The sequence below is a fragment of the Streptomyces flavofungini genome (assembly GCF_041028215.1).
GTDB lineage: Bacteria > Actinomycetota > Actinomycetes > Streptomycetales > Streptomycetaceae > Streptomyces > Streptomyces flavofungini_B.
The window spans coordinates 1-3,430 of the sequence record NZ_JASKYR010000646.1 but is presented as its reverse complement, the minus strand read 5'-3'; the positions used below and the strand labels follow the sequence as shown (position 1 = coordinate 3,430).

Genomic DNA, 3,430 nt, shown 5'->3' with positions numbered 1-3,430 from the left:
GCCGAGTTAGGCGATGCTGGCCCGGCCCCTGCTGATCAGATGGCGCACCGCCGTACGGGCCGCGGCGACGTTGTCGATCGCGATGTGGTCGTGCGGCAGGTCGTACTCGCGCTCGCCGAGGAGGACCAGCGGCACGTCGTCGTCGCGCTGGCGCAGGTCCTCCTCGGCGAGCTCCAGCGGGCTCATGATCAGGCCGTCGATCACCCGGGCCCGGAAGCCCTGGCTGACCAGGATCTCCTGCTCGCGCTCGCCGCGGGTGTGGTCGAGAAGGACGGTGATGTCATGCTCGGCCGCCGCGTCGATGATGGCCCCGGCGAGCTCGGCGAAGTAGGGGTTGCCGAGTTCGGGCACGGCCAGCGCGATGATGCCGGTGCGCCCTTTCCGCAGGTGACGGGCGGTCAGGTTGGGCCGGTAGCCCAGCTCGTCGATGGACTGCTGCACACGCTCCCGCATCGCCGGGGTGACGTGCTGGTACTTGTTCACCACGTTCGAGACGGTCTTGATCGAGACGCCCGCGTGTTCCGCGACGTCCTTGAGGCTCACCCGCACCTACATCTCCCTGCGTCAAGAAGTCCCCGCTCGCCGGGGCGCTTGTCATGACCCTGGACAGCACGGCGGGGGCCGTGCTGTCATGCCAACTGCCGTCGTTTCTAACGTTGTACAGATTCGTTGTACCGACTGCAGTCACGAGCCGCCACCCTTCCTCGACAAGGAGGATCCGTGCGCCCCCGACTCACCAGATCCCGACCCGCACGTCCCGGACGCCCCAGAGGTGTCCGGCACCGACTCGCCCTGCTGCTCACCGTCGCCCTCGCCTTCGCCGGACTCAGCGCGGTGCCCGCGGCGAACGCGGCCGACGAACCCGGAGAAGTCCACGGTCTCAAGGGCGAGTACTACACCCAGTCCGCCCCCGGTGCCTTCGACTTCCACGAGCTCAAGGCCACCGGCTTCGACGCGAACATCGACTTCGACAACCTCGACCCGCGCCTCGCCTTCGCCACCGGCAAGGCCGACGACGCCACCGTCCGCTGGACCGGCAAGGTCGTCCCCGCCAAGACCGGCGCCCACACGTTCTCGATCATCGGGGACAACGGCTTCCGGCTCTGGGTCGACGGCAAGCAGGTCATCGACCACTGGGTCGACGACTGGGACAAGGAGCAGACCGGCGCGCCCGTCGAGCTGACCGCGGGCAAGGCCTACGACATCAAGGTGGAGTACTTCGAGCACTACGGAGGCTCCAACCTGCACCTGCGCTGGACCGAGCCCGGCGGCACCAAGAAGGCCATCCCGCGCTCCGCGTTCCGCCTGCCCGACGGCTTCGACTACAACGGCGCCACCGACGCCACGGTCCTCGCCGACGGCCGCACCCTGAAGCTCGCCTTCGCGCAGAAGATCGCCGCCCCGCCGGCCGGGACCGACAGCCATGTCGAGGCGGTCATCGGCGGCGCCAAGTGGCCGCTGAGCAGCGTCAGGAGTGACCCGAAGGACGACCGGGCCCTCCTCGTCGAGCTGGGGGAGCCGGTCGTCGGCAACAAGGAGGGCACCGCACGCGGCACCGCCGACCTCCGCTACGACGGCAAGGGCGGCCTCAAGGGCCAGGACGGCAAGGAGGTCGCCGCGTTCTGGAGCAGCGGCAAGAACCTCTCCACGTACGAGCTGCGCACCAAGTGGGCCGACAAGGTCACGCCGGGCAACGCCCACCGCGAGTACCCGCGCCCCCAGCTCAAGCGCGACGTCTGGGAGAACCTCAACGGCAACTGGCAGTTCCAGTCGGCGAAGAAGGGCGAACAGCCCCCGGTCGGCAAGCGGCTCAAGGAGAAGATCCTCGTGCCCTTCCCGGTCGAGTCCCAGCTCTCCGGCCTGGAGCGGCACGAGGACCGCATGTGGTACCGCCGCACCTTCACCGTCCCGAAGAACTGGAAGGTCGGCGACGGCAAGCGCCTCAAGCTCAACTTCGGCGCCGTCGACTGGCAGTCCGAGGTCTACGTCAACGGCAAGAAGGTCACCGAGCACCAGGGCGGCTACGACAAGTTCAGCGCCGACGTCACCGACGCGCTGAAGCCCGGCCGCACCCAGGAGCTGATCGTCGGCGTCTACGACCCGACCGACGCCGCGAACGGCGAGAACCCGCCGATCGGCAAGCAACGCCTGGACCCCAGCGGCATCTGGTACACCCCGTCCTCCGGCATCTGGCAGACGGTGTGGATGGAGCCGGTGGCCGCCGACCACGCGGACTCGCTCCTGATCACGCCGGACGTCAAGGACCGGACCGTGAGCGTGACGGCCCAGGGCGTCCGCGACGGCGTGCCGGTCACGGCCACGGCGTACGAGGGCAAGCGCAAGGTCGCCGAGGTGACGGGGCGCACCGGCAAGCCGCTCACGCTGAAGATCGCCAAGCCGCGCCTCTGGTCGCCCGACGACCCCTTCCTGTACGACCTGAAGGTGAACGTCGGCAAGGACCGCGTCAAGAGCTACTTCGGCATGCGCTCCATCTCCGTGGAGAAGGTGAACGGCACCCCGCGCACCGTCCTCAACGGCAAGCCGGTCTTCATGATGGCCACGCTCGACCAGGGCTTCTGGCCCGACGGCCTGCACACCGCGCCGAGCGACGAGGCCCTCGCGTACGACCTGAAGATGCACAAGGAGATGGGCTTCAACTCCGTGCGCAAGCACATCAAGGTCGAGCCCGACCGGTGGTTCTACTGGGCGGACAAGCTGGGTCTGCTCGTCTGGCAGGACATGCCCGCGATGACGGCCGGGGTCAATCCGTCCACCGCCGCCCGCGCCGAGTTCGAGCGCGAGATGAAGATCATGATCGACCAGCACCGGAACAGCCCGTCGGTCATCATGTGGGTCACGCTGAACGAGGGCTGGGGCCAGTACGACGAGGGGCGCCTCGCCACCCAGGCCAAGTCCTGGGACCCGACCCGCCTGGTCAACGGCATGTCGGGCCTCAACCTCGGCCGTGACGGCGGCACCGGCGACATCATGGACGAGCACGGCTACCCGAGCCCCGCGCTGCCGCCGCACCCGGACGGCAAGCGGGCCCTGATGGCGGGCGAGTACGGCGGTCTCGGTCTCGCGGTGCCCGGCCACGCGTGGTCGGTCCAGCAGTCCTACGTCGACGTCGACCCGGCGACGTACACGGACGACTACATCAAGAAGCTGGGGGAGGTGCGCGCCCTCGCCTGCAAGGGCGGCAACGGCGCGGTCTACACCCAGATCTCCGATGTGGAAGGCGAGTTGAACGGCCTGCTCACCTATGACCGCAAGGTCGTCAAGCCCGACGTGAAGCGGGTGAAGGCGGCGCACGACGCGCTGATCCGTGACGCGTCGAAGGAGACGGTGCCCGGCTGCTCCGGCTCCTGACCGGCCACAGGCACCCCATGGCTCGACCCTCCGGCCCGTCCCTCCCCGGGCGGGCCGGAGG

At 69.0% G+C, this 3,430-nt stretch carries 1 protein-coding gene and 1 pseudogene; one reads left to right on the top strand and one right to left on the bottom strand.

Annotated features, from left to right (window positions below; all coding sequences use genetic code 11):
* Positions 1-9 precede the first annotated feature (9 nt).
* A pseudogene (locus AB8Z36_RS31675) lies at positions 10-549 on the bottom strand (LacI family DNA-binding transcriptional regulator); the annotation flags it as partial.
* Positions 550-720: 171 nt separating this feature from the next.
* Between AB8Z36_RS31675 and AB8Z36_RS31670 the strand changes: the two are divergent.
* Entirely contained in the window at positions 721-3,369 is a 2,649-nt protein-coding gene (locus AB8Z36_RS31670) for a PA14 domain-containing protein (RefSeq protein ID WP_369216830.1), read from the top strand.
* Positions 3,370-3,430: the final 61 nt, after the last annotated feature.